This window comes from Achromobacter pulmonis (assembly GCF_902859765.1).
GTDB lineage: Bacteria > Pseudomonadota > Gammaproteobacteria > Burkholderiales > Burkholderiaceae_B > Achromobacter > Achromobacter pulmonis.
In genome coordinates, this window is sequence record NZ_CADIJV010000009.1 from 1 (window position 1) to 20,098 (window position 20,098).

The 20,098-nt window shown below is 67.6% G+C and carries 19 protein-coding genes; 11 read left to right on the forward strand and 8 right to left on the reverse strand.

The window, feature by feature from the left end:
- Positions 1–104: 104 nt before the first annotated feature.
- Entirely contained in the window at positions 105–500 is a 396-nt protein-coding gene (locus tag HV701_RS09815; protein ID WP_175132881.1) for a helix-turn-helix domain-containing protein, read from the reverse strand.
- 693 nt (positions 501–1,193) lie between these two features.
- Here HV701_RS09815 and HV701_RS09820 point away from each other — a divergent pair.
- Both HV701_RS09820 and kch read left to right on the forward strand, forming a co-directional pair.
- Positions 1,194–2,009 carry a response regulator transcription factor gene (locus HV701_RS09820; RefSeq protein ID WP_175132882.1) on the forward strand — a complete coding sequence of 272 codons (816 nt, stop codon included), beginning with the start codon at positions 1,194–1,196 and terminating at the stop codon, positions 2,007–2,009.
- 435 nt (positions 2,010–2,444) lie between these two features.
- A complete protein-coding gene (gene kch, locus HV701_RS09825; RefSeq protein ID WP_419761644.1) occupies positions 2,445–3,644 on the forward strand; it encodes a voltage-gated potassium channel protein in 1,200 nt (399 codons plus the stop codon).
- Between the two features lie 53 nt (positions 3,645–3,697).
- Here the strand turns inward: kch and HV701_RS09830 are convergent, their stop codons facing one another.
- The 3 genes from HV701_RS09830 to HV701_RS09840 form a co-directional block, all read right to left on the reverse strand.
- Positions 3,698–4,078, reverse strand: coding sequence for a DUF4156 domain-containing protein (locus HV701_RS09830; RefSeq protein WP_217467956.1), 381 nt, complete (start codon positions 4,076–4,078; stop codon positions 3,698–3,700).
- 89 nt (positions 4,079–4,167) lie between these two features.
- A complete protein-coding gene (locus HV701_RS09835; protein ID WP_175132884.1) occupies positions 4,168–4,401 on the reverse strand; it encodes a helix-turn-helix domain-containing protein in 234 nt (77 codons plus the stop codon).
- A complete protein-coding gene (locus tag HV701_RS09840; protein ID WP_175132885.1) occupies positions 4,401–5,036 on the reverse strand; it encodes a DUF2975 domain-containing protein in 636 nt (211 codons plus the stop codon). The genes HV701_RS09835 and HV701_RS09840 overlap by 1 nt, the downstream gene beginning before the upstream one ends.
- Positions 5,037–5,134: 98 nt before the next feature.
- Here HV701_RS09840 and HV701_RS09845 point away from each other — a divergent pair, with 98 nt between their 5' ends.
- Positions 5,135–5,332 (forward strand): hypothetical protein, encoded by a 198-nt coding sequence (locus HV701_RS09845; RefSeq protein ID WP_175132886.1) that lies wholly within the window; start codon positions 5,135–5,137, stop codon positions 5,330–5,332.
- Here HV701_RS09845 and HV701_RS09850 read toward each other — a convergent pair.
- Positions 5,327–6,928, reverse strand: coding sequence for an EAL domain-containing protein (locus HV701_RS09850; RefSeq protein WP_336885391.1), 1,602 nt, complete (start codon positions 6,926–6,928; stop codon positions 5,327–5,329). The two genes, HV701_RS09845 and HV701_RS09850, sit on opposite strands and share 6 nt — an antisense overlap.
- 63 nt (positions 6,929–6,991) lie before the next feature.
- Entirely contained in the window at positions 6,992–7,594 is a 603-nt protein-coding gene (locus tag HV701_RS09855; RefSeq protein WP_175132887.1) for a TetR/AcrR family transcriptional regulator, read from the reverse strand.
- A gap of 123 nt (positions 7,595–7,717) precedes the next feature.
- Between HV701_RS09855 and HV701_RS09860 the strand changes: the two genes are divergently transcribed.
- The 7 genes from HV701_RS09860 to phbB are packed head-to-tail and all read left to right on the forward strand — an operon-like array spanning position 7,718 to position 17,106.
- Positions 7,718–9,343 carry a PHA/PHB synthase family protein gene (locus HV701_RS09860; protein WP_175132888.1) on the forward strand — a complete coding sequence of 542 codons (1,626 nt, stop codon included), beginning with the start codon at positions 7,718–7,720 and terminating at the stop codon, positions 9,341–9,343.
- A 2-nt stretch (positions 9,344–9,345) separates the two neighbouring features.
- Positions 9,346–10,908, forward strand: coding sequence for an efflux transporter outer membrane subunit (locus tag HV701_RS09865; RefSeq protein WP_175132889.1), 1,563 nt, complete (start codon positions 9,346–9,348; stop codon positions 10,906–10,908).
- Complete coding sequence (locus HV701_RS09870; protein ID WP_175132890.1) at positions 10,905–11,972, forward strand: HlyD family secretion protein; 1,068 nt, start codon at positions 10,905–10,907, stop codon at positions 11,970–11,972. Before HV701_RS09865 ends, HV701_RS09870 begins: the two co-directional genes overlap by 4 nt.
- The gene (rbbA, locus tag HV701_RS09875) at positions 11,972–14,719 is read left to right on the forward strand and encodes a ribosome-associated ATPase/putative transporter RbbA (RefSeq protein WP_175132891.1); all 2,748 of its coding nucleotides are present in this window, start codon (positions 11,972–11,974) and stop codon (positions 14,717–14,719) included. Before HV701_RS09870 ends, rbbA begins: the two co-directional genes overlap by 1 nt.
- 3 nt (positions 14,720–14,722) lie before the next feature.
- Positions 14,723–15,850 (forward strand): ABC transporter permease, encoded by a 1,128-nt coding sequence (locus tag HV701_RS09880; RefSeq protein ID WP_175132892.1) that lies wholly within the window; start codon positions 14,723–14,725, stop codon positions 15,848–15,850.
- Positions 15,851–15,896: 46 nt separating this feature from the next.
- Complete coding sequence (locus HV701_RS09885; RefSeq protein WP_175132893.1) at positions 15,897–16,370, forward strand: hypothetical protein; 474 nt, start codon at positions 15,897–15,899, stop codon at positions 16,368–16,370.
- The gene (phbB, locus tag HV701_RS09890; RefSeq protein ID WP_175132894.1) at positions 16,360–17,106 is read left to right on the forward strand and encodes an acetoacetyl-CoA reductase; all 747 of its coding nucleotides are present in this window, start codon (positions 16,360–16,362) and stop codon (positions 17,104–17,106) included. Before HV701_RS09885 ends, phbB begins: the two co-directional genes overlap by 11 nt.
- A 34-nt stretch (positions 17,107–17,140) precedes the next feature.
- Here the strand turns inward: phbB and HV701_RS09895 are convergent, their stop codons facing one another.
- Complete coding sequence (locus HV701_RS09895; RefSeq protein WP_175132895.1) at positions 17,141–18,037, reverse strand: LysR family transcriptional regulator; 897 nt, start codon at positions 18,035–18,037, stop codon at positions 17,141–17,143.
- Positions 18,038–18,163: 126 nt separating this feature from the next.
- On the opposite strand from HV701_RS09895, the gene HV701_RS09900 reads away from it, so the two are divergent.
- On the forward strand, positions 18,164–19,102 hold the full coding sequence (locus HV701_RS09900) for an EamA family transporter (RefSeq protein ID WP_175132896.1): 939 nt from the start codon (positions 18,164–18,166) through the stop codon (positions 19,100–19,102).
- On the opposite strand, the gene HV701_RS09905 is transcribed toward HV701_RS09900, so the two are convergent.
- Positions 19,017–19,928, reverse strand: coding sequence for a LysR family transcriptional regulator (locus HV701_RS09905; protein WP_175132897.1), 912 nt, complete (start codon positions 19,926–19,928; stop codon positions 19,017–19,019). The genes HV701_RS09900 and HV701_RS09905 overlap by 86 nt on opposite strands.
- Positions 19,929–20,098 lie beyond the last annotated feature (170 nt).

Genomic DNA, 20,098 nt, shown 5'->3' on the forward strand with positions numbered 1-20,098 from the left:
CTTGCCCCGCGCCCCGCTAGCGGCCGATGCGACGCCCGCGGCCGGGGCACGCGCGCGGCCGCGCGCCTCGGGCGGCACCGCGCCGATACGGCACGCGCCGTCGACTATTCGCCGCGTGCCTTGATATAGGCCGCCAGCACCTGCTCAATCTGGCGCTTTTCCTGCTGGCTCAAGCGCGCGCAGGTGGCGTACGACACGGTTTCAAACGGCCAGGGCGGCGGCTCCGGATGCTCTCCGGCGCGGGTGACGGCTTCGGCGTAACCGGGATTGAGCATCGGCCCCTCGCCGGTGCTCAGCCACATGGGATTGACCCGCAATGCGCGGGTCAACTTGATCAGGGCCTCGCTGGAGGGCTGCAGGCGCTGGCCGCTTTCGTAGTTGCCAATGGCGCTCTGCGACAGGTTGCTTGCGACTGCCAAGTCCTTCTGTGTCCATCCCTGAAGCATTCTTGCATTGCGCAGACGATGGCTAAACGTGTCCAATCGATCAACCTGAGACATTAATATGAATTTATTTATTTGATTAAAACATCTCAATACTGCCGCCAAATAAACCGATTACACCCCAATTCCGGGGGCTAATCCGTAAATCGCGGCAGGCTCTCCCGGCCCGTCAGGCGCATGGCTTGCAGGACCTCATCCACGGCCCTGGCCCTATCGAAAAAATCCATTTCTATCATTGACTTGCGCTTGCACCGCAGGCCCCCAGCGAGGCCTTCGCCCGGTTGGACGGCGGACAGCCGCCACGATAAAACCGCGCCCGAGTTTATGACCTTTCATCATGCAAAAATAGAAAATAATGTATCGGTAATACTTAATATCCTGTCGTCGCAATCGCGTAAACAAACAGCGTTTCAAGCGCTTCGCCGGAATATCCGCTCTCGGCACTGTTACCAGTAGAAACTACAGAAACGTATCTTCACAAAAAAACACGCCCGTGTTTAAATGAAACACGGGCGTGACTTCCATGCGGAATCGGACCATCGGCGGCCAGAGCGCAGCGCGCTCGAGCCAAGCGCCGCCCAGACCGCGACCGCGGCTTCTGCCGCGGCCCAGACTCGGATCAATAGTTCAAGACCTTCGCCCGCCATCAGACAACATCGCCAGATGCCGCCACATCGTGGCGCAGCACAGGGAGACGGGCATGACACGCAAGGATCGGGCGGTCGCAGGCGCAAGCACAGGCGGGCATCCATGAACAACACCCTGGATGTCATTTTCTTGGGCCAGGCCGACGCCCGCCATGCCCGGTTGGTCGAAGCCCTGTCCCATCTGGGCTTCGGCGTGCGGCGCTGCCACGACCTGGCCGACGTCTACGACCGCTATTCGCGCCGGCCCAGCCCATTGATCATCCTGGAAGCCCCCCTGCCCGACATCCACAATGCGGCGGTGCGCCTGCGCGCCATCGACCGCGGACTGGGTATTGTCGCCATCGCGCCGTTCGGCAGCGAGGAAAACCGCATCCGCACCTTGCTTTGCGGCGCCGACGCCTGCCTGCCGCCGGAGGTGACCGGGCTGGAACTGGCGGCGGTGCTGCAGGCATTGGTACGGCGCGCCGTCGGCCTGGATCTGTCCGATCCGGCCGCCGAGCCGACGCCCGAGGAACCGCTGCAGGAATCCTGGCGGCTCGCCAACAAAGGCTGGACGCTGATCAGCCCCGCCGGCCACCGCCTGGGGCTGACCACGGGCGAGCGCGATTTCCTGACGCGCCTGGTCCAGGCGCCTGATCGCAAGGTCAGCCGCGACGCGTTCTATCCGGACGGCGCCGAAGACGCGGATGGCGCCATCACGCGGCGCCGTTTCGTCGACGTGATGATCAGCCGCCTGCGGCGCAAGGCCGCCGCCCAGCACATGACGCTGCCGATCCGGGCGGTACATGGCTGGGGCTACATGTTCGCGGCGGATATCGCGCTGGAACTGGAACCGCGGGAGGGGGGGGAGGAGAGCCGTCCGGACGGACTGGGAAGCTGGCGGCGCGCCGCCGTGGATGCGAACGCGTCAACTTACTGATACGCTAACGATTGGCTGGCGGCAGGCGAAAAAAACGCGGCGCTGCCCCGAAGGTAAGACGCCGCGCTAAAACAACACGTGAGCCTGGAGTCATCAGCCGGCACTGATGCCTTCTACCTGGATCACGCGATTCCAACATTCGTGCCTCATACTGCTCACGCACGGGCTGGCCGTGAGCCCGGCCAGGGTCTCTAGTCCCCGCCCAAGCTGCAGCGTGATAACGCCCGGGGATTTCGTCCGCCGCTACAACTGGCGGGCTTGTCGCCCGTATCAGCGGCGTTCCTTCCGGATAGCCGCGTGATGAAGGAAGTTTAGGACGCCAGGCGCAATTCAAGTAATTCTTTGTTGATAGCCTTCTATACATATCAGATATAGCAAGGCCGCCGCGTGGACCGATAGAATGCTGGCAAAGGATCCCCTGACATGCCCAATCCCCTGACCAGCCTTGCGCGCCGCCTACGCCGCCTGCTCGCCCTCGTTCCCCCCAACTGGTGCCTTGCCGTCCTGGTGGCGCTGGACGGCTATGCCTTCATGCACCCGGTGCTGCGCGAGGTGCGCGCGCGCGAGTACTCCTTCTGGCTGGCGCTGGATAACTGGCGCGACCTGATGCAGGTGGTGGGCCTGCTGGAAATCCCCCGGCTGGTGCTGGGCGTCGGCCTGCAGGTCATCGCCCTCGGCCTGATCCTCAAGGCGCGCATCGCCTGGGCCTTCTCGCTGGTGCTGTTGATCGGCGTGGGCACCTTCGCCATCCTGGGCGAAAGCGGACGCATCGGCCTGGGTGTCTACACGCTGGTGCTGGTGATCGCGCTGATCGCCTATTGGCGCCGCTTCGACCGTGCCAGCGTCACCGCCGGCTCGCTGTTCGCCCTGGTCAGTATGTTGTCGCTGCTGATCTATGCAGTCTTCGGCACGCTCTACCTTGGCGAGGAATTCAAGCCGCCGATCGAGGACGCGGCCACCGCCCTGTATTTCTCCATCGTCTCGATGTCGACCGTAGGCTATGGCGACATCACTCCTCACAGCAACGCGGCGCGCTTGTTCACCGCGTCGATTATCATTCTTGGCATCACCGTCTTCGCTACCTCCATCAGCGCTATCGCCGGCCCGGTGATAGGCGGCAACCTGAAGCGGCTGGTGAAGGGCCGGTTTTCCATCGCCATGAGAAAAAACCATATCATCATCGCCGGCGCCACGCCCCTGGCCATGAGCGTCTACGACGGCCTGCGCCGCCGTGGCGACGAGGTCACCGTCATCGTGCCCCCGGGCCTGCCACAGGAATACCCCGCCGCCACCGACCTGATCGAGGGTGACCCCTCCAGCGTCGAGGTGCTGCGCAGCGCTGGCGTCGCCCGCGCGCGCTACGTCCTGGCGCTACGCGAGGACGACGCGGAGAACGCGTTCATCGTGCTGGCCGCCAAGGAGGCCAGCGGCGAACAGGGCGCCAAGACGGTGGCCCTGGTCAACACCAGCAAGCACCTGGAGAAGATCCGGCGGGTGCAGCCCGACCTGGTGTTTTCGGTGCAATTGCTGGGCGCCGAGCTGCTGGCGCGCACCATCACCGGCGAGCCGCTGGACAGCCAGTCGATCACCGACCTGTTCTTCGCCAAGGCCACGCCCCACGCCAAGGCGGGCTGAGACGGCCGGCGCGGGCCGCGCCGAGTGCGCGGCGCCGTCACGGCCAACGCCCGTCAGCCACAGCGATAGACGTTGCCCGACAGCGTGACATTGGTCTGTTCCACGTGATCTTTGCCGCCGGTCTGCCCGGCGCGTTGCGTCAACAGATACACCACGTTTCCCCCCATGGCCGCGGCGCGGTTCTTCAAGTCATTGCGCGCGCCGGTCTCCAGGTCGGCGTTGGAGGTGATCGCGCCGGCCAGGAAATTGCCCTGGCTGCCGGTCACATCGCCCAGGAAGACGCATTCCCTGCCGGGTTCGTTGTGGGTAATGCGCACGCTCGCGGCGGCGCCGGGCGCCAGCGCGGTGGGTGCGCAGGCCGCCAGCGTGGCGGCGCAGGCCATGAGGGAAGCGATACGCAGCGTATCGCGGGACAGCGCGAACAAGGTTTGCATGACAGCAGGCATCCATCGAGAAGACGTGGGAACCCGGCGCCCGGCTTCGGACCGGGCGCGCGGCGGAAATTGGCAAAGTGGAAGCGGCGTCAGTCGGGGTCCGCGTCGCCCGGCGCCGGGCCCGGTTGATATTCGAGCAGGTCGCCGGGCTGGCACTGCAGCACTTCGCAGATGCGCTCCAGCGTATCGAAGCGCATGCCCTTGACCTTGCCCGATTTGAGCAGCGACAGATTCGGCTCGGTAATGCCGATCTCCTGGGCCAGTTGGCGCGCCTTCATCTTGCGCTGCGCCAGCATCACATCCAGCCGTACGATGATCGCCATCAGATGAATCCCCGGTTCTCTTCCGCGACCTGGGCCGCCTCTTCCATGGCCCAGGCCAGCGTGAACAACAGGCCGCCCAGCAAGCCGAGCAGGATGTCGCTGACGTCGATGCCGACCATCATGTAGCGCCCGCCCGGCCCGTTGGCCAGCGTGAGCGCCAACATCAACACGGTTTTCAAGGCCGGCACGGCGACGCTGAACACCGTGACCAGCAAGGCGATGCCACGCAGGTGCCGGGCCGAGGTCACGGTCAGCACATCGCCGCGGCTGAAGTCGGAAAACATCGCATGGGCATGCGCAATGGCGCGCAACGCCAACGCCGCCACCACCCCGAACAAGACAAAGCCCAGCACCCGGTACGCAGGCCCCAGGTGCAGGCGCGGCAACGCGACAGGCGCGGCCGGTTCCGTATAGGCCGGCGCCGTGACGCCGAGAAAGGAATACAGGCCGCGGGCCAGCACGGCCTCGGGCGTGAAGAACCACATGCCGACCAGCGCCGCGACGAGGATCACCGCGGCAACGACCAGCAGGCCGCGCATCCAGCGCGACAGCCCACGAATGCGGGCCAGGCGCCGCGCGCCGCTGGCGGGGGGCGAGGTCTGCGGGGCGGATGAAGAGGTCGGCGCGGTTGTCATGGCGGTCTCCGGATGACATTGCTGGGGAAATTAAGTTGCTGTAGTGTAGCAATAAATTATCGTTTTACAATAATTTTTTATCCTGAAAAAGGAAAATCATGCGCCTCTCCCTGGCGTTGGCATTGCTGCTCGCCGTGCTGCTGTACTTCGTGTTTTCAGCCCCATGCGGCCACGCTGCCGACCCGGACGAACGGCCCTGCCGCGGCGCGGCCTTCGCGCCAGGCGGGCGCGGCGGGGTTCTGTGGTCGCTGGGAAACCGCTTTTCGTTATTGAACCTGCCGCTGCGCGCGCTATGACGCCGCGGGCACCGGCGGCTGCGCCGCTTTCTCGGCATACCACCGCACGAAATCGGCCGCCGGCATGGGCCGGGCAAACAGGTAACCCTGAATGAACGCCACGCCGCGCTGCGTCAGATAGTTGAACTGCTCGGGCGTTTCAACGCCTTCGGCCACCACGGCCAGGCCCAGGCGATGCGCCAGTGTGATGATCACGTCCAGCACCGGCGCCTCTTCCCCGGTGGGCTGGATGGCGTGCACAAAACCCTTGTCGATCTTCAGGTAGTCGACCGGGAATTTCTGCAGGTACGACAGCGAGCAATGGCCCGTGCCGAAATCGTCGATGGCCACGAACACGCCCTGCGCGCGCAGCGCGTCGAGGTTGGCGCGGGCCTGGCCGTTGTCGGTGATCAGGCTGCGCTCGGTGATCTCCAGCACCATCAGGGAGGGCCGGATGGCGGCGCGAAACGCCTGTATATCCGCCACCAGCGTCGTGCTCGACAGGTGTTCGGGCGCCACATTCACGGCGATGTGGAAATCCGGCGGCGTCGCCCAGCCCTGCATGTCGCGCTGGATCAGCTTGAGCAGATGCTGCGTCAGCGGCACGATCATATCCTCGGCCTCGGCCGCCGCGATGAAGATGTCGGGCCGCACCGGGCCCACTCCCGGGCGGTGCCAGCGCATCAGCGCCTCGACGCCTTCGCACCGGCCGGTGACCTTGCCATACACCGGCTGGTATTCAACGTGGAATTCCCCGGCCAGCATGGCGCGCCGCAATTGTTCCTTGAACGATTGCCGGCTCACCTGCAGGCGGTAGGCGCCGAAGGCCAGCAACGCACCGCACAGCAAGGCCACTGGCAGATAGGCGATCAACAATTGCTGCCAGGCCCGCACCACGGTTTCGGCCGGCGCCATCACCGTGACGCTCAGGTCATCGCGACCGGCAATCGGCTCGGACGATGCGAACAGCCGCTCCGAAGCCGCCGCGCTCCAGGCCTCGCTGCGGATAGGCGCGCCCCGGCCCAGCGTCACCTCCAACTGGTAGGCCCCCAGTGACGACACCGCGTTGAGCAGATCCTGCACGTAGCGGCCATCGATCACCACCACCCCGCCACGGCCGTCCTCCCCGGCCATGCCCAGCAGCAGGGCCGGCCGCTCGGGGGCCAGCGGCGTCCCCGTCACGCTGACAAACCACTGCGTCGGCGGCGTGCCGACCGGCCAGCGCGGGAAAGTGCCGGTGTCATAGTCCACGTCGCCCAGCACGGAGGAACAATAGATGCGATCGCGCCGGACCAGCAGCAATGAGCGGAAATACGGGTTCAGCGTCCCCCAACGCAACAGACTGGCATGCACGGCCGGGCAAGGCTGCGCGGCCAAGGCGGTGACACGCGGCAGGATATCCAGGGCGTGCGTCAGGATCTGCTCGGTCTGGACCCGCACGATCCGCCCCACCGTGGCGGCCTGCGCGCGTTCGCTGTTCAATGCGTACAGCCAGCTCCAGCCGATGCAGCCAAGCGCGGGCAGCACCAGGGCCAGGGCCACCGGGAAATAGCGCCAGGACGGTACGCGGACCGTCATTCCTGAGGTAGGCACATCGTCCTCGCTGCGTTCAGTCATGGAGTGACGCAAGGATACAGGGTGACGCATCCGCTGCGCACCCCGCATCCAGGATGGCTGCCATTACAGCAAGTGGCAGATCATCGCCACATGCGCCTCGCGCCGTTCGGGCAGGTTGAGACGCTCGTCCGGTCCCGGCAGCATTGCCATGAAGATGGCATGCACCACCGGCGACAGCAGCAGCCAGGGGTGCCGCAGCGCCGGGCCATCGCCGCACAGGCCGCGCTCGCGGGCCAATGCCAGCAATTGCGCGATATCGGCCAGATGCGCGTCGACGGTCGCCTGGCGCCAGCGTCGCGCCAGGTGCGGCACGCGCGCGCTCTCGGCCAGCAGCAGCCGCATGGCGGTAATCATGGCCGGATTCGCCAGGCTGGCATGGAGGTGATTGACGATACGCTCGGCCAGTTGACGGGGCGTGTCCGACCCGTCAACCAGGGCGCGGGCATCGATCCGCGGCGGACTCAGATAACGCGCCAGCAGGGCTTCGAACACCTCTTCCTTGCTGGCGAAATGCGCGTACAGGCCGCCTTTGGACAAACCGGCGCGCAAGGCGATGTCATCCATCCGTGCGCCGGCATAGCCGGCGGCCGAGAACTCCTGCAGCGCGGCGTCAAGAATCTGCTCGACGCGCACGGTCGGAGGCAGACGCAAACGTTGCGTGCTCATCACCACTGCTCCCTGTGCGAATCGACGCGTGGCCATGCCGCGCGCCGACCCCTCCATTAAAAACCGACCGGTCAGTCGTTATCTTGATCCTGATCAAGGAGAGCCCAGGAGGGCGGCGGCACAATGATCAAGAAGTCGGATTTGTCCGACCCCAGGGCCATCGCCCGGTTGCGCGACAAACCGTTCCTCGAGCGGCACTCCCGCCGCTCTTGCATCCCGGAGCCACCATGCCGATCATGCCCCCAGCGCCCCCCCCAGCAGCATGCGCGACCCGCAGGCCGGTTCGATGATGCGGCCTGGCAGCAGTGGCCGTTCGCGCTGTGGCGACAGGGTTTCGAGCTGGCCCAGCAGGGCTGGGATGCGTGGGCGGGCGCCCTGCCGCTGACGGACGCGCACCAGCGCCAACTGGCGGCGTTCGCGGCGCGCCTGTGGCTGGAACCGCTGGCCCCCGACAACAATCCCTATACCAACCCCCTGGTGTGGCGCCAGACCCTGAGCGAAGGCGGCGTCAACCTGCTGCGCGGCGCCTACAACGCCTGGGAAGACGGCGTGCGGCAATGGAGCGGGCAGCCGCCCGTCGGCGCCGAACACTTCCGCCCCGGCCATGAGGTCGCGACCACGCCGGGCAAGGTGGTGCTGCGCAATGCCTTGGCCGAACTGATCCAATACCGGCCCACCACCGGGCGCGTGCGCCCCCAGCCGATTTTCATCGTGCCGGCCTGGATCATGAAGTACTACGTGCTGGATCTGTCGCCCCACAACTCACTGATCCGCTATCTGGTCGATCAGGGGTATACGGTGTTCTGCGTGTCCTGGAAGAATCCCACGCCCGCCGACCGCGACCAGGGCCTGGACGATTACCTGCGCCTGGGCGTGCGCGAGCCGCTGGCGGCGATCGAGGCGATCGTGCCCGGCGCTGCGGTGCACGCGGTGGGGTACTGCCTGGGCGGCACCCTGCTGACCATGGCCGCCAGCGCCATGGCGCGCGACGGTGACCGGCGCCTGGCCAGCCTGAGCCTGCTGGCGGCGCAGACCGACTTCAGCGAGCCCGGCCAGTTGGGCCTGTTCATCGACGCCTACCAGGTGGCGCTGATAGAGACGGAAATGGCGGCGCTGGGCTACTTCCCCGCGCGCCAGATGAGCGGCGCGTTCCAGTTGCTGCGCGCGCAGCAACTGCTGTGGGCGCCCATGATCTCGGAATATCTGCTGGGCCAGCGCCGCCCCATGAATGACCTGCAGGCCTGGAACGCCGATTCCACCCGCATGCCGGCGCGCATGCATGGCCAATACCTGCGCCACCTGTACCTGGACAATGACCTGGCTTCCGGCCGCTATCTCGTGGACGGCCGTCCGGTGCGGCTGCAGGACCTGCGCCTGCCGATATTCTGCGTCGGCACGGAAACCGACCACGTCGCGCCGTGGCGTTCGGTCTACAAGCTGCATGGCCTGGCGCCGGCGCCCTTGACGTTCGTGCTGACCAGCGGCGGCCACAACGCCGGCATCGTCAGCGAGCCAGGGCATCCGCGGCGGCACTTCCGCAGCCGCTTGCGCGCGGCCGGTGAACCGGCCTTGACGCCGGACGCCTGGCTGGCCGGCGCCGCGCCGCACGAGGGCTCATGGTGGCCGCACTGGCTCGCCTGGCTGGACGCGCGCTCTGGCAAGCCGGTCAGCCCCCCCGGCCTCGGCGCCGCGCGCAAGGGCTATCCGGCGCTGGACGATGCGCCGGGCATTTACGTCACGGAGAAATGAGCATGACCCGCCGCCCCCTTCCGCTGCGGCGCGCCGCCCGCCTGGCGCCGGCCATCCTGGCGGCGCTGCTGGCGCAGGGCTGTGTATCGATGGCGCCGCAATACGTCCGGCCCGCGGCGCCGGTGGCCGCCGTCTATCCCGGCCAGGCCGCCTCCGCCACGCCCGGCGCCACCGCGCGGGACGCGGCGCAGATCGGCTGGCGCGACTACTTCACCGACCCCGTGCTGCAGGGCCTGATCGACGCCGCCCTGGCGTATAACCGCGACCTGCGCGTGGCCCTGCTGCGTGTCGAGGAAGCGCGCGCGCTCTACGGCATCCAGCGCGCCGACCAGTTCCCCACGATCGGCGCGCAGGCCGAAGGCGCCCGCGCCCGCACGCCGGGCGACCTGAACCTCACCGGCCAGCCGCAAGTGACCAGCCAGTACCAGGTAGGCGTGGGCATGGCGGCCTGGGAACTGGATTTCTGGGGCCGCGTGCGCAGCCTCAAGGATGCTGCGCTGGAGAACTACCTTGCCTCCGACGCGGCCGCCAAGGCAGCCACGCTCAGCCTGGTGACGCAGGTCGCGGACAGCTACCTGTCGCTGCGCGAACTGGACGAACGGCTGGCATTGACCCGCGCCACCATTGCCTCGCGCGAGGAATCGCTGCGCATCTTCCGCCGCCGCTTCGAGGTGGGATCGATCTCGAAGCTGGACCTGACCCAGGTCGAAACGCTATGGCAGCAGGCGCGGGCGCTCGGCGCCGAGCTGGAGCAGGCCCGCGCCACGCAAGCCCATGCGCTGGAACTGCTGACCGGCGAGCCGCTGGCCCTGCCACTGCCGCGCGCGGGCCTGGACGACGACAGCGTGATGCGCGACCTGCCAGCCGGGCTGCCCTCGGACCTGCTGGCCAACCGGCCCGACATCGTTGCCGCCGAACACCAACTGCGCGCCGCCAATGCCAACATCGGCGCGGCCCGCGCCGCCTTCTTTCCGCGCATCACGCTGACCGGCGCGTTCGGCACCGCCAGCGCCGAACTGGATGGCCTGTTCGGCGGCGGCAGCCGCGCCTGGAACTTCGCGCCCAGCCTCGACCTGCCCCTGTTCGACGCCGGGCGCCGGAGCGCGAATCTGGACCTGGCCGAGGTGCGCCGCGACCAGGCGGTGGCCGGCTACGAACGCGCCATTCAGAGCGCCTTCAAGGATGTGGCCGATGCGCTGTCGGCACGCCGCTGGCTGGCCGAACAGGTGCAGGTATTGCGCGCCACCGTGCAGGCGCAGAGCGAGCGCGCGCGCCTGGCCAAGCTGCGCTACGACCACGGCGCCTCGCCCTACCTGGAGGTGCTGGACGCACAGCGCGACCTGCTGGCGGCGCAGCAGGCGCTGGTGCAGACGCGCCGCGCCCTGCTGGCGGCACGGGTCGGGCTGTATGCCGCGCTTGGCGGCGGCACGCGCGTGGCGACGCCGGCCGCCCCCTCGCCGCAAGCGGCATCCGCCCCGCCGGCGGGGCGCGCGACGCCAGACCGCGCCGGTGCGGCTCCCGCTGCCACCGCCCCCGCGCCGATCAATACAGGATACGCACCATGAAGCTGCCCACCCGAAAACTGATTCCCCTGCTTGCGATCGCGGTCTTGGCCGCCGCCGGCTACTATGGCTGGCGCATGCTGTCGGACACCGGCCCCGGCCCGGGCTTCATCAGCGGCAATGGCCGCATCGAGGCCACCGAGGTCGACGTTGCCACCAAACTGGCCGGACGGGTGCAGGACGTGCTGGTGGCCGAGGGCGATTTCGTCAGCGCCGGCCAGCCGCTGGCCCGCATGCAGATCGACACGCTGCAGGCGCAACGCGAAGAGGCCCGCGCCCAGTACCAGCAGGCCGTCAACAACGCCGCCAGCGCCGCCGCGCAGGTGGCGCAGCGCGAAAGCGACAAGCTCGCCGCCGAGGCCGTGGTGGTGCAGCGCGAAAGCGAACTGGACGCCGCGCGCCGGCGCCTGGCGCGGTCCGAGACCCTGTCCAAGGAAGGCGCTTCGTCGATTCAGGAGCTGGACGACGACCGCGCCCGGGTGCGCAGCGCGCAGGCCGCGGTCAACGCCGCACGCGCGCAGGTCAACGCGGCGCAGGCCGCCATTGACGCCACCCGCGCCGCGCAGGTGGGCGCCCGCTCGGCGATCGACGCGGCGCAGGCCACCATTGCCCGCATCGAGGCCGATATCGCCGACAGCGAACTGCGCGCCCCGCGCGACGGCCGCGTGCAGTATCGCGTGGCCCAGGCCGGCGAGGTGCTGGGCGCCGGCGGCAAGGTGCTGAATATGGTCGATCTGGCCGATGTCTACATGACGTTCTTCCTGCCGGAGCAGGCCGCCGGCCGCGTCGCCCTGGGCCAGGACGTGCGCATCGTGCTGGACGCGGCGCCCCAATATGTGATTCCTGCCAAGGTATCGTTCGTGGCCAGCACCGCGCAGTTCACGCCCAAGACGGTCGAGACGGCCACCGAGCGGCAGAAGCTGATGTTCCGCGTCAAGGCGCAGATCGACCCCGAGCTGCTGCGCCAGCACCTGCGCCAGGTCAAGACCGGCCTGCCCGGCGTGGCCTGGCTCAAGCTGGACGCCGATGCGCAGTGGCCCGCCAACCTTGAAGTCAAGGTGCCGTGATGACCGCGACCACGACGGCCTCCCCCGCTCCGGTGGTCAAGCTGTCGGGGGTATCGCTGCGCTACGGCAAGACGCTGGCGCTGGACGCCATTTCGCTGGACATCCCGGCCGGCCGCATGGTGGGCCTGATCGGCCCGGACGGCGTGGGCAAGTCGAGCCTGCTGGCGCTGGCCGCGGGCTCGCGCGCGGTGCAGACCGGCACGGTCCAGGTGCTGGGCGGCGACATGGCCGACAAGCGCCACCGCGATGACGTCTGCCCCCGCATCGCCTACATGCCGCAGGGGCTGGGCAAGAACCTCTACCCCACCCTGTCGGTGGAAGAGAACCTGCAGTTCTTCGGCCGCCTGTTCGGCCATGGCGCGGCCGAGCGGCGCCGCCGCATCGACAGCCTGACGCAAAGCACCGGCCTGGCCGAGTTCCTGTCGCGCCCGGTCGGCAAGCTGTCCGGCGGCATGAAGCAGAAGCTGGGCCTGTGCTGCGCGCTGATCCACGACCCCGACCTGCTGATCCTGGACGAACCCACCACCGGCGTCGACCCGCTGGCGCGGGCGCAATTCTGGGACCTGATCAACCAGATCCGGCGCGACCGCCCGGGCATGAGCGTGATCGTCGCCACGGCCTACATGGACGAGGCGCAGCGTTTCGATTGGCTCATCGCCATGGACGACGGCCGCGTGCTGGCCACCGGCACCCCGGACGAACTGCGTCAGCGCACCGGCACGGGATCGCTGGAGGCCGCCTTCATCGCCCTGCTGCCCGAGGAGAAACGGCGCGGGCACAAGCCCGTCGAGATCACGCCGCTGGCGCTGGGCGACGACGCGCCCATTGCCATCGAGGCGCGCGACCTGACCATGCGCTTCGGTGACTTCGTCGCGGTGGACCACGTCAACTTCCGTATCCGCAAGGGCGAGATCTTCGGCTTTCTCGGCTCCAACGGCTGCGGCAAGTCCACCACCATGAAGATGCTGACCGGCCTGTTGCCGGCCAGCGAGGGCCGCGCCTGGCTGTTCGGCACCGAAGTCGACCCGCGCGATCTCGACACGCGCCGGCGTGTCGGCTATATGTCGCAGGCATTCTCGCTTTATGGCGAGCTGACCGTCCGCCAGAACCTGGTGCTGCACGCGCGGCTGTTCCACGTGCCCGAGGCGCACATCCCGGCGCGCGTGGACGAAATGGTAGCGCGCTTCGATCTGGGCGAAGCGCTGGACGAACTGCCCGAGAAACTGCCCATGGGCGTGCGCCAGCGCCTGTCGCTGGCGGTGGCCATGGTGCACAAGCCCGAGCTGCTGATCCTGGACGAACCGACCTCGGGCGTGGACCCGGTGGCGCGCGACAACTTCTGGCGCCTGTTGATCGCGCTGGCGCGGCAGGACCAGGTCACCATTTTCATCTCGACCCACTTCATGAACGAGGCCCAGCGCTGCGACCGCATGTCGCTGATGCATGCGGGCAAAGTGCTGGTCAGCGCCGCGCCCGACGAGATCACCCGGATGCGCGGCGCCAGCACGCTCGAAGAGGCCTTCATCGCCTATCTGGTCGACGCCGGCGCGGGCACCCGACCCGGCGCGGCGGCAGCGGCCGGGCCGACGCAGGAGGCCGCGGAACCGGCCCAAGAAATGCGCGGCTTCAGTCTGCAGCGCATGTACAGCTATATGTGGCGTGAGGCGCTGGAACTGCGCCGCGACCCGGTGCGCGCCACCCTGGCGCTGGCCGGGTCGCTGCTGCTGATGTTCGTGATCGGCTTCGGCATCAGCCTGGATGTCGAAGACTTGCGCTATGCCGTCATGGACCGCGACCAGACCGCGCTGAGCCAGAACTACAGCCTGAACCTGGCGGGATCGCGCTACTTCATCGAGCAGCCCCCCATCACCAGCTACCAGGACATGGACGCGCGCATGCGCAGCGGCGAACTGTCATTGGCGATCGAGATTCCACAGGGCTTTGCGCGCGACGCCGAACGCGGCCGCAAGGCCCAGATCGGCGTGTGGATCGATGGCGCCATGCCGCAGCGCGCCGAAACCATCCGCGGCTACGTGCTCGGCATGCACCAGGGCTGGCTGCAGCAACAGGCGCGCGAACGCCTGGGCGCGGCAGCCACCCAGCAGGTCGGCATCGAAACCCGCTTTCGCTACAACCCGGATGTGCGCAGCCTGCCGGCCATGGTGCCGGCCGTGATTCCGCTGTTGCTGCTGATGATGCCGGCAATGCTGACAGCGCTGGCGGTGGTGCGCGAGAAGGAACTGGGCTCGATCATCAACCTGTACGTCACCCCGGTGACGCGGCTGGAATTCCTGCTGGGCAAGCAAGCGCCGTACGTGGCGCTGGCGATGCTGAATTTCCTGTTGATGGCGCTGATGGCCGTGACCCTGTTCGGAGTGCCGATCACCGGCAGCTTCGCCACCCTGCTGGCGGCGGCCTTTATCTACAACGTGGTGGCCACCGCCATCGGTCTGCTGGCCTCGACCTTCACCCGCAGCCAGATCGCCGCGCTGTTCTTCACCATGATCGGCACGCTGGTGCCGGCGGTGCAGTTCGCCGGCCTGCTCAACCCGGTATCGTCGCTGGAAGGCGCCGGCAAGCTGATCGGCCAGGTCTACCCCGCCACGCACATGCTGACCATCAGCCGCGGCGTGTTCAGCAAGGCGCTGGACTTCTCCAATCTGCAGGGATCGTTCTGGCCGCTGCTGGTCGCCATTCCCGTGATCCTGGGCGCGTCGACACTCCTTTTGAGAAAGCAGGAGACCTGAGCCATGCCGCGACATGCCGCCAATATCTTCCGCCTGGGCGTCAAGGAACTGTGGAGCCTGGCGCGCGACCCGATGATGCTGGTGCTGATCTGCGTGTCGTTCACGCTGATGATCTACACGGCCGCCACCGCCGTGCCCGAATCGCTGCACAACGCCGCGATCGCGGTGGTGGACGAGGACGCCTCGCCCCTGTCCGCGCGCATCACCTCGGCGTTCTATCCGCCGCATTTCACCCGGCCGGCGATGGTCAACCTGGCCGAGGCCGACGCCGGCATGGACGCCGGGCGCTATACCTTCGTGGTCAACGTGCCCCCCAATTTGCAGCGCGACGTGCTGGCCGGCAGGCCGGCCGAGATCCAGCTGAACGTGGACGCCACCCGCATGAGCCAGGCGTTCACCGGCAGCAGCTACATCCAGCAGATCATCACCGACGAGATCAACGAATTCGTCCAGCGCTACCGCAAGCCGACCGAACTGCCGGTGGACCTGGCGGTGCGCATGCGCTTCAACCCGAATCTGACCCAGGCGTGGTTCGGCAGCCTGATGGAGATCATCAACAACGTCACCATGCTGTCCATCATCCTGACCGGCGCGGCCCTGATCCGCGAACGCGAGCACGGCACCATCGAACACCTGCTGGTCATGCCTGTTACTCCCACCGAGATCATGCTGGCGAAAGTGTGGTCCATGGGGCTGGTGGTATTGGTGTCCGCTGCGCTATCGTTGACATTCGTCGTGCGTGGCCTGCTGCACGTGCCGGTCGAGGGATCGGTGGCGCTGTTCCTGGCCGGAGTGGCGCTGCATCTGTTCGCGACCACCTCCATGGGCATCTTCATGGCCACCCTTGCGCGCAGCATGCCGCAATTCGGCATGCTGCTGGTGCTGGTGCTGCTGCCGCTGCAACTGCTGTCCGGCGGCACCACGCCGCGCGAGAGCATGCCGGAATTCGTGCAGAACATCATGCTGGCCGCCCCCACCACCCATTTCGTGGAACTCGGCCAGGCCATTCTCTTTCGCGGCGCGGGATTGAGCGTCGTCTGGCAACCGTTCCTGGCGCTGGCGCTGATCGGCAGCGTCCTGTTCGCCTTCTCGTTGACCCGTTTCCGCAAGACCCTCAGCCAGATGGCGTGAGGCCTGTGCATTCGTTGCCCCTTACCACTCACTCTTAAAAGGACGCATGATGAAGAAGACAACCGCTTCCACGCCCCAGGACCTCGCCGGCGCCAACGCCGCCTACTGCCAACGCCTGGGCGAACTGGCGCGCGAGAGCCAGCAGCGCTGGCTGCAACTGGGCCAGCGCCTGGCCAGCGACGGCACCGGCCAGTACCTGTCAACGCTGGCGCCGCTCAAACTCGACGGCAACTGGCAGAACATCGCTCCCGCGCTGGGCGAGGTCACGCGCAAGCAATGGCAGAGCCAGCTCGAGGCCAGCCAGGCCATCACCCACGCCGCGCTGGAAGACCAGGCGGCGCTGGCCGCGGGCGTCAGCGAAGCCGTCAGCGGCTGGTTGCGCAGCGCCTCGGCCGCGGCCAGCGGCGGCCTGGCCGAATCGCCGCTGACGCGCATGTGGTCCTCCTATTTCGACCAGATGACCTCGGCCTGCTCGGCCATGCGCGAAGCCAGCCAGTTCGGAGCACGCCATGGCGACTAAACGCACCGCGCTCGTCACCGGCGGCACCGGCTGCCTGGGACGCGCCATCGCCCTGGCCTTGCACGACGCCGGCCACGACGTCATCGTCACCTATCACTCGGACGAAGCCGGCGCCCGGGCCTGGATCGACGAGGAGGCCCGCCAGGGACGCCGCTTCGACCAGGTCAAGATCGACGTGGCCGACTACGATGCATGCCAGGCGCTGGCGCGGCGCCTGGCCGACGATGGCCGCCAGATCGACATCCTGGTCAACAACGCCGGCATCACCCGCGACGCCAGCCTGCGCAAGATGAGCTACGAAAACTGGCACGACGTCCTGCACAGCAATCTCGACTCGATGTTCAACATGACGCAACCCCTGTGCGGGCCGATGGCCGACCGCGGCTGGGGACGCATCGTCAACATCTCGTCGGTGAACGGTTCCAAGGGCGCTTTCGGCCAGACCAACTACGCCGCATCGAAAGCCGGCATCCATGGCTTCACCAAGTCGCTGGCGCTGGAGCTGGCCAGGAAGGGCGTCACGGTCAACACCGTATCGCCGGGGTACCTGGCCACGCGCATGGTCGAGGCGGTGCCCGAGGACGTGCTCAAGGAGAAGATCCTGCCGCAGATCCCGCTGGGCCGGCTGGGCCAGCCCGCCGAAATCGCCGCGCTGGTGGCATTTATCTGCAGCGACGCGGCGGCGTTCATGACCGGCAGCAATGTCGCCATGAACGGCGGGCAGCACATGTATTGATGCGGGCCGCGCAACGCTGGCGCCGCCGCCGGCCTCAGGCTGCCGGCGACGCCATTTCCTCGATCAGGAAGTCGACCAGCGCGCGCACTTTCGCCACCATGTGGCGGCGCGAGGGATAGACCACGTAGACGTCGGTTTTCGCCGGCGTCCAGTCGGATAACACACGGCGCAGCGCGCCGCTTTCCAGGTCGGCCTGCACGTAGACGCGCGGCACCAGGCTCACGCCCAATCCGGCGCGCAACGCATCCCGCACCGCCAGGCTGGAATTGACCTTGTAGCGTCCCCGCACCTGCACCCGTTCGAGCTGGCCGCCGCGCTGGAAGGTCCATTCATCGGCATGCCCGGACAGCGTGAAGCGCACGCACTCCAGGCGCCGCAGGTCGGCGGGCTGCTGCGGTTCACCGTGCTCGCGCAGGTAGGCCGGCGCGCCGCACAGCACATGTTCCAGCGTCATCAGCTTGCGCGCCACCAGGCTCGATTCTTCCAGCCGGTCGCTGCCCCGGATGGCTACGTCGAATCCTTCCCGCACCAGGTCGATGCGACGATCCTCCAGATGCAGGTCCAGCGACAGGCGCGGATGGCGCGCCAGGAAGCGCGGCATGGCGGTCGACAACAGCGTCAGGCTCAACGACATGGGCGCGCTGACGCGCAGCGTGCCGGTGGGTTCATGCTGCAATGGCCCAAGGGACATCTCGGCTTCGTGCAGGTCATCCAGGACGCGGACAATCTGCTCGTAGTATTGCCGCCCCGCCTCGGTCAGGCTCATGCGACGGGTGGTGCGGTTCAGCAGGCGCACCGCCACGTGCGCCTCGAGTTCGGCGATGTTCTTGCTGACGGCGGCGGGCGACAACCCCACCTGGCGCGAGGCGGCGGCAAAGCCGCCTTGCTCGACCACTTGGCGGAAGACCTTGAGGGCGGTGAGATGGTCCATGGGCGCTATTATTTACCAGCGGTGAATTATCTAACGATTGAAATGCATATTATCGCCATGAAGCGATTCAATTAGCCTGTCGGTACTGCCTCTGGCGCCACGCGCGCCCGCCTGAAGGAACGCCTTATGAACCGCAGCACCGACCTGCTCCTGACCGCCACCGCCCCCGCCATCTGGGGCAGCACCTACGTCGTCACCACCCTGATGCTGCCGCAGGGCTATCCCCTGACCGTGGCGATGCTGCGCGCCCTGCCCGCCGGCATCCTGCTGCTGCTGGCCGTGCGCCAGCTCCCGCACGGCATCTGGTGGCTGCGCACCGCGATCCTGGGCGCGCTGAACTTCTCCGTGTTCTGGGCGCTGCTGTTCGTGGCCGCCTACCGCCTGCCGGGCGGCGTGGCCGCGACCCTGGGCGCGATACAGCCGCTGGTGGTGATCCTGCTGGCGCGCGCCTTGCTTGGGTCGCCGGTGCGCGGGCTGGCGGTGCTGGCGGCGCTGGCCGGCATCGGCGGCGTGGCGCTGCTGGTGCTCGGCCCCAAAGCGGCGCTCGATCCGGTGGGCGTGGCCGCCGGGCTGGCCAGCGCCGCGTCAATGGCGCTGGGCACCGTGCTGAGCCGCCGCTGGCAGCCGCCGGTGTCGGCGCTGACGTTCACCTCCTGGCAATTGACGGCGGGCGGCGTGCTGCTCGTGCCCCTCGCTTTGCTGGCCGAACCGGCGCTGCCCGCGCCGACCATGCTGAACGTGCTGGGCATCGCCTACCTGGGACTCATCGGCGCCGCGCTGACCTACGTCATCTGGTTCCGCGGCCTGGCGCGGCTGGAGCCCGCGGTGGTGTCGTCGCTGGGCTTTTTAAGCCCGGTGTCGGCGGTGCTGCTGGGCTGGGCGCTGCTGGACCAGCGCCTGAGCGCGGCGCAGACAGCCGGCATGGCGATCGTGGTGGCCAGCGTGTGGCTGAGCCAACGCGTGCAACGGCGCGCGGCGCTCACGGGCGCAGGCGTTCCAGCAGAAAATCCACGAACGTCCGCACCCGCAGCGACACATGGCGCACATGGGGATAAAGCAGGGTGAATGCGCGCGAGGCGCCACCGAACGCCGGCATGATTTCAAGCAGATCGCCGCGCCGCAGGTCGTCCTGCACCACGAAGCGATAAGTCTGGAACAAGCCGGCGCCATGGCGCGCCAGGCTGACGCCGCCCAGCACGTCGCCCGAACAGCGGGTGCCGCCGGTGGTCGGCAGCTCGATCTGGCGGCCATCGCGCATGAAGATCCATGGGATGTCGCGGCCGGTGCTGGGTAGTTCGAACTGGATGCAGTCGTGCTCGCGCAGGTCCTCCAGCGTACGCGGCGTGCCCGCCCGCCGCAGATAGCCGGGCGCGGCGACCAGCACCACCTCCGCGTCCTCGAGCTTGCGCGCCACCAGGTTGGAATCGGGCGGCAGGCGTCCACGGATCGCCAGGTCGTAGCCTTCCTCGGCAAAATCGATGTTGCGGTTGCTGATGTGGACGTCGACCTGCACCAGCGGATAGCGTTGGCGGAACTCGCCCAGCAGCGGCAGCACGCGGTGATGGGCATACGGCGTCGGCAGGCTGATGCGCAGCTTGCCGGCCGGCTCGGCCTGCTGGCCGGTGACCTCGCGCTCGGCCTCGTTCAACAGGGCCAGGGCCGAACGGCATTGCTCCATGTAGCGCTGGCCGGCGGCGGTCAGGCGGATCTGGCGCGTGGTGCGCACGAACAACCGCACACCCAGGCGCTCTTCCAGCCGCGACACGGAACGGCTGACCGCGGCCGGCGTCACGCCCGCGGCATTGGCGGCGGCGGTGAAGCTCTGCAGTTCGGCCGCCAGACAGAACAGTTCGACGCTGCCCAGCATCAGGTCTTCAAAACGGCGCTGCATGACATGTCCTCGTGCATGACGGAACCGCGCGCGGGGTTCACCGCGGCGGTTCGGCCGCGCGTCGAACCGGCCGAAGCGCGGCCACCCAATTCATTACATGGTGTATTCATTGATTTGATATTTGATGTGTTTATCACGTTTCGAGTCATAAGTAGAGTGGCGCTACCCCC

Coding starts and splice junctions, on each gene's coding strand:
- HV701_RS09815 (WP_175132881.1), bottom strand. CDS start 500: ATGTCTCAGGTTGATCGATTGGACACGTTTAGCCATCGTCTGCGCAAT.
- HV701_RS09820 (WP_175132882.1), top strand. CDS start 1,194: ATGAACAACACCCTGGATGTCATTTTCTTGGGCCAGGCCGACGCCCGC.
- HV701_RS09830 (WP_217467956.1), bottom strand. CDS start 4,078: ATGCAAACCTTGTTCGCGCTGTCCCGCGATACGCTGCGTATCGCTTCC.
- HV701_RS09835 (WP_175132884.1), bottom strand. CDS start 4,401: ATGGCGATCATCGTACGGCTGGATGTGATGCTGGCGCAGCGCAAGATG.
- HV701_RS09840 (WP_175132885.1), bottom strand. CDS start 5,036: ATGACAACCGCGCCGACCTCTTCATCCGCCCCGCAGACCTCGCCCCCC.
- HV701_RS09845 (WP_175132886.1), top strand. CDS start 5,135: ATGCGCCTCTCCCTGGCGTTGGCATTGCTGCTCGCCGTGCTGCTGTAC.
- HV701_RS09850 (WP_336885391.1), bottom strand. CDS start 6,928: ATGACTGAACGCAGCGAGGACGATGTGCCTACCTCAGGAATGACGGTC.
- HV701_RS09855 (WP_175132887.1), bottom strand. CDS start 7,594: ATGAGCACGCAACGTTTGCGTCTGCCTCCGACCGTGCGCGTCGAGCAG.
- HV701_RS09860 (WP_175132888.1), top strand. CDS start 7,718: ATGATCAAGAAGTCGGATTTGTCCGACCCCAGGGCCATCGCCCGGTTG.
- HV701_RS09865 (WP_175132889.1), top strand. CDS start 9,346: ATGACCCGCCGCCCCCTTCCGCTGCGGCGCGCCGCCCGCCTGGCGCCG.
- HV701_RS09870 (WP_175132890.1), top strand. CDS start 10,905: ATGAAGCTGCCCACCCGAAAACTGATTCCCCTGCTTGCGATCGCGGTC.
- rbbA (WP_175132891.1), top strand. CDS start 11,972: ATGACCGCGACCACGACGGCCTCCCCCGCTCCGGTGGTCAAGCTGTCG.
- HV701_RS09880 (WP_175132892.1), top strand. CDS start 14,723: ATGCCGCGACATGCCGCCAATATCTTCCGCCTGGGCGTCAAGGAACTG.
- HV701_RS09885 (WP_175132893.1), top strand. CDS start 15,897: ATGATGAAGAAGACAACCGCTTCCACGCCCCAGGACCTCGCCGGCGCC.
- phbB (WP_175132894.1), top strand. CDS start 16,360: ATGGCGACTAAACGCACCGCGCTCGTCACCGGCGGCACCGGCTGCCTG.
- HV701_RS09895 (WP_175132895.1), bottom strand. CDS start 18,037: ATGGACCATCTCACCGCCCTCAAGGTCTTCCGCCAAGTGGTCGAGCAA.
- HV701_RS09900 (WP_175132896.1), top strand. CDS start 18,164: ATGAACCGCAGCACCGACCTGCTCCTGACCGCCACCGCCCCCGCCATC.
- HV701_RS09905 (WP_175132897.1), bottom strand. CDS start 19,928: ATGCAGCGCCGTTTTGAAGACCTGATGCTGGGCAGCGTCGAACTGTTC.